General features: G+C 69.7%; 5 protein-coding genes and 1 pseudogene. 4 read left to right on the top strand and 2 right to left on the bottom strand.

Annotation, left to right across the window (positions count from 1 at the left end; translation table 11 throughout):
• The 4 genes from atpD to ACOJTC_RS18910 all read left to right on the top strand — a co-directional run.
• On the top strand, positions 1-1,042 hold a 1,042-nt coding region (atpD, locus tag ACOJTC_RS18925), incomplete at its 5' end, for a F0F1 ATP synthase subunit beta (protein WP_420117873.1).
• A 246-nt stretch (positions 1,043-1,288) separates the two neighbouring features.
• Positions 1,289-2,548 (top strand): LCP family protein, encoded by a 1,260-nt coding sequence (locus ACOJTC_RS18920; RefSeq protein WP_420117872.1) that lies wholly within the window; start codon positions 1,289-1,291, stop codon positions 2,546-2,548.
• Between the two features lie 137 nt (positions 2,549-2,685).
• Positions 2,686-2,964, top strand: coding sequence for a F0F1 ATP synthase subunit epsilon (locus ACOJTC_RS18915; RefSeq protein ID WP_204926935.1), 279 nt, complete (start codon positions 2,686-2,688; stop codon positions 2,962-2,964).
• A 12-nt stretch (positions 2,965-2,976) separates the two neighbouring features.
• Positions 2,977-3,432 carry a DUF2550 domain-containing protein gene (locus ACOJTC_RS18910; protein WP_088642779.1) on the top strand — a complete coding sequence of 152 codons (456 nt, stop codon included), beginning with the start codon at positions 2,977-2,979 and terminating at the stop codon, positions 3,430-3,432.
• A 52-nt stretch (positions 3,433-3,484) separates the two neighbouring features.
• On the opposite strand, the gene ACOJTC_RS18905 is transcribed toward ACOJTC_RS18910, so the two are convergent.
• Both ACOJTC_RS18905 and ACOJTC_RS18900 read right to left on the bottom strand, forming a co-directional pair.
• Positions 3,485-3,910 (bottom strand): VOC family protein, encoded by a 426-nt coding sequence (locus tag ACOJTC_RS18905; RefSeq protein ID WP_420117871.1) that lies wholly within the window; start codon positions 3,908-3,910, stop codon positions 3,485-3,487.
• Positions 3,886-4,062, bottom strand: a pseudogene (locus ACOJTC_RS18900) (cob(I)yrinic acid a c-diamide adenosyltransferase); the annotation flags it as partial. The pseudogene ACOJTC_RS18900 and the gene ACOJTC_RS18905, both read right to left, overlap by 25 nt.

Below are 4,062 nucleotides of genomic sequence, written 5' to 3'. Positions count from 1 at the left end.
CCTGGAGCCGAAGACCGAGATGCTGGAGACCGGCATCAAGGTCATCGACCTGCTCGCCCCGTACGTCAAGGGCGGCAAGATCGGCCTGTTCGGCGGCGCGGGCGTGGGCAAGACGGTGCTCATCCAGGAGATGATCACCCGTGTGGCCCGGAACTTCGGTGGTACGTCGGTCTTCGCCGGCGTGGGTGAGCGCACCCGTGAGGGCAACGACCTCATCGCCGAGATGACCGAGTCCGGCGTCATCGACAAGACCGCGCTGGTCTACGGCCAGATGGACGAGCCGCCGGGCACCCGGCTGCGGGTGGCGCTGTCGGCGCTGACCATGGCCGAGTACTTCCGGGACGTCAAGAAGCAGGAGGTGCTGCTCTTCATCGACAACATCTTCCGCTTCACCCAGGCCGGTTCCGAGGTCTCCACCCTGCTCGGCCGGATGCCGAGCGCGGTGGGTTACCAGCCGACCCTGGCCGACGAGATGGGCGAGCTCCAGGAGCGGATCACCTCCGTCCGGGGCCAGGCCATCACCTCGCTCCAGGCGATCTACGTGCCCGCCGACGACTACACCGACCCGGCGCCGGCGACCACCTTCGCCCACCTGGACGCGACCACCAACCTGGAGCGGTCGATCTCCGACAAGGGCATCTACCCGGCCGTGGACCCGCTGGCGTCCTCGTCCCGGATCCTCGCCCCGGAGTTCGTCGGCGAGGCGCACTTCGCGGTGGCCACCGAGGTCAAGCGCATCCTCCAGCGCTACAAGGACCTCCAGGACATCATCGCCATCCTCGGTATCGAGGAGCTCTCGGAAGAGGACAAGCTCACCGTCGGCCGGGCCCGCCGGATCGAGCGTTTCCTCTCCCAGAACACCTACGCCGCCGAGCAGTTCACCGGCGTTCCGGGCTCGACGGTCCCGATCGAGGAGACCATCGACGCGTTCCGGAAGATCAGCGAGGGCGAGTACGACCACTTCCCCGAGCAGGCCTTCTTCATGTGCGGCGGTCTGGAGGACCTGGAGCGCAAGGCGAAGGAGCTGATGTCGGAGGGCTGAGCCTCCCGACAGCCGAGCCTCCGACAGCTGAGCCCTCGGACAGCGGTTCTGCGAAGGCCACCCCGGTCGCCCGGGGTGGCCTTCGGCCGTTCCTGCCTGGTGGGGGCCGGTGTCCGGTTACCGGGCGAGCGGTCGCCACAGGGGCGGGGTACCGTTTCGAGAACGACTCTCGGATCCGGGCGTCGATATGGTGCAACTTTTCGACCGGGTACGCCCGTCTCCTCTTCGTGGGCGTGACGAATCCTCGTGACGAGTCCCCGTGCGCGACGAATGGAGCTGCTGGTGGGTAAGGCCGGCGAGAGCGGCAGGGCCGGCAAGGCCGGCAAGAGCGGCAGGGACGGCAAGAGCGGCGGGATCGTTAAGGCCGGCACGGTTGGTAAGGCCGGCAGGAGCGGCAGACGGTCGATCTGGTCCGGGGTGCCCCGCTGGGCGCGCGCGTGCACCATCTTCGGGGTCGTGCTGCTGATGCTCAGCGGCGCGGTCCTGGTGGGCTACGAGACGCTGCTGTCGCGCTACGAGGGTTCGGTGGGCAAGGCCGACCTGTTCGGCGACAAGGCGGCCGGGGCGCAGGAGCGCAAGAGTAACGTCAAGGGCCCGCTGAACATCCTGCTGGTGGGCATCGACCCGCGGGACGCCAAGACCCCACCGCTGGCCGACTCGATCATGGTGCTGCACGTGCCCGAGTCGCTGGACCGGGCGTACATCTTCTCGGTGCCGCGTGACCTCTACGTCGACATCCCCAAGTTCGACAAGGCCGGCTACCGGGGCGGCTCCGGCAAGATCAACGGTGCGATGTCGCACGGCAGCATCGTCGAGGGTAAGAACCCCAGTGCGGCGCAGGGCTTCGAACTGCTCGCCAAGACCGTGCAGAAGGCGACCGGGATCAGCCGGTTCGACGCCGGAGCGATCATCAACTTCAGCGGTTTCCAGAAGATCGTCGACGCGATGGGCGGCGTCGACATGTACATCGAGCGCGAGGTCCGCTCCGAGCACCGCGAGCCGAACGGCAAGCACCGCAAGGGCAACCCGTACGGCGAGGGGTACATCGGGCCGCAGGCGGTCTACAAGAAGGGCACCCAGCACCTCAGCGGCTGGCAGGCGCTCGACTACGTCCGGCAGCGCTATCCGAAGAACGGCGTCCCGGACGCCGACTACGGCCGGCAGCGGCACCAGCAGCAGTTCATTAAGGCGATGATCAGCCAGGCGTTCAGCGCCGACGTGGTGACCAACCCGATCAAGCTGGACCGGGTGATCCGGGCCGCCGGCCAGTCGCTGACCTTCAACGGCCGGGGCAACAGCGTGGTCGACTTCGCCATCGCGCTCAAGGGCATCCGCTCGGAGAACGTCGAGCTGATCAAGCTGCCCGGTGAGGGGATCGGCACCGGCAACGGCTACCGCGGGGAGCGGTTGCTGCCCGCCGCCGACGACTTCTTCGCCGCCCTCAAGAACGAGCAGTTGGACGCCTTCATGCTGGAGCACCCGGAGTTCCGTAACAAGGTCAAGTGACCCCTGCGGGGTGCCGACAACCACCGTCCGGCCAGCCGACACGCCGGACGGTGGCGCAGGTCTCGGCACCCGCGTTGGGTCGGCGACGACGGTCCGACTAGACTTTCGGCAATCCGTCGCCGCAGCAAGGAGACAGCGTGGCACAGCAGCTTCACGTCGACCTCGTAGCCGTCGAGGAGAAGGTCTGGTCCGGCGAGGCCGAAATGGTCGTCGCCCGCACGACCGAAGGCGAGCTGGGTGTGCTGCCGGGGCACGCGCCGCTGCTCGGCCAGCTCGCCGAGCCCAGCCAGGTCCGGATCAAGCAGGCCGGCGGCCAACAGGTCGCCTACGACGTCACCGGCGGGTTCCTGTCGGTCGGTGCCGAGAGCGTCACGGTGCTCGCCGAGAGCGCCACCCCGGCCACTCCGGCCCGCTGAGCCCACCCGCCGATGGAGATCGTCGAAGGGATCGGAATCGGCATCGCGGTGATCCTCGCCGCGCTCCTGATCCTCTTCGTCCGGCGGGCCCTGGTCACCCGTAGCGGCGGCATCATCCGGCTGAGCGTCCGGGTCACCACCGTCCTGGACGGCCGGGGCTGGTCACCGGGCTTCGCGCGGTTCGTCGGCGACCAGCTCCGCTGGTACCGGATGTTCAGCTTCGCCCTGCGGCCCAAGCGGGTGCTCTCCCGCAAGGAGCTGGTGGTGGAGCGGCGGCGGCTGCCCGAGGGCCAGGAACGGCTCTCCATGCCGTCCGACTGGGTGATCCTCCGCTGTACCAGTCAACACGCGCCGGTCGAGATCGCCATGGCCCGCTCCACGGTGACCGGTTTCTCCTCCTGGCTCGAGGCCGCCCCGCCCGGGGCGGCCTCGCCGCGTATGGCCTCCCAGGACTGGCCCGCCGCCTGACCCGGCCCGGCCGCCGGCCTGGCACCGCCCCCGGTCGCCCGGCCGCCGACGGTCACGGTGCCGCGACGGCGGCCACCAGCTCGACCTCGTAGCCCTGCCGGTCGGTGAGGTAGGCGGCGTAGCTGTCCGGGCCCCCGGCGTGCGGGTGGCGGTCGGCGAACAGCAGCGCCCACCCGTGGGCCCCGGCGTCGGCCACCAGCCGGTCCACCGCGTGCGGCGGACCGGCGTGGAAGGCCAGATGGTTGAGGCCCGGGGCGAGCCGGTCGTGGGTCCGCCCGGTCAGTGCCGGGGACTCCTCGACGACCAGGTACGTCGGGCCGTGCCGCCAGGAGCAGCCGGCCGGCCAGTCCTGGTACGGCGTCCAACCCAGTTCACCGAGCAGCCAGCCCCAGCTCCGCCTCGCGGCGGCCAGGTCGGGCACCCAGACCTCGACGTGGTGCAGTCCGCCCGTGCTCAGCGCTTGCCGCCCGGCACCCATAGCACATCGCCGCCCGGATTGGCCGTTCTTGACAGGATGAACAGCAGGTCGGAGAGGCGGTTGAGATACTTTGCCGGAAGGGAGCTGGTGCGATCCGGATCGTGGGCGACCAGGGCCCAGGCCGCCCGTTCGGCGCGCCGGGCGATCGTCCG

This window comes from Micromonospora sp. (assembly GCF_048594385.1).
Taxonomy (GTDB): domain Bacteria; phylum Actinomycetota; class Actinomycetes; order Mycobacteriales; family Micromonosporaceae; genus Micromonospora; species Micromonospora wenchangensis.
The sequence above is the reverse complement of the archived record's forward strand: the minus strand, read 5'-3'. Positions and strand labels throughout refer to the sequence as shown.

Coding starts and splice junctions, on each gene's coding strand:
- ACOJTC_RS18910 (WP_088642779.1), top strand. CDS start 2,977: ATGGAGATCGTCGAAGGGATCGGAATCGGCATCGCGGTGATCCTCGCC.
- ACOJTC_RS18905 (WP_420117871.1), bottom strand. CDS start 3,910: ATGGGTGCCGGGCGGCAAGCGCTGAGCACGGGCGGACTGCACCACGTC.